The sequence below is a fragment of the Streptomyces silaceus genome (assembly GCF_001419745.1).
Classification (GTDB): domain Bacteria; phylum Actinomycetota; class Actinomycetes; order Streptomycetales; family Streptomycetaceae; genus Streptomyces; species Streptomyces silaceus.
The window spans coordinates 1-359 of sequence record NZ_LIRJ01000437.1; positions in this window are offsets into that span (position 1 = coordinate 1).

The window sequence follows — 359 nt, forward strand, 5'->3', positions numbered from 1 at the left end:
CTCTCGCATCCCCCGCGTCCCGCGCGCCCCCGGCATCCCGTTCGTCGTGTCCGGCCATCGCCGCACCCCTCCCCTCTCGTGCCGCGCCCGCCCCGAGAACTCCGCCGATTATGCAGACCCTCGCTTCAACAGGCCATAACCGGTGACTCGGACCAGGATGGAGAGGGAGGCCCCCCCGGAGGAGCCCCAGCGGGGTCCTCGGGGCCCCGGAGCGCAGGAGGTGTCCATGACGCAGGACGTCAGCGACCGCCCCGTGGGGCCGGGGCCCGATCCCGTGCCGGGGCGGGCCGGCAACGGACATCCGCCCGGCGGCGTACTGGTCTCCATCGGCGCGCTGCTCCTCGGCATGCTGCTCGCCG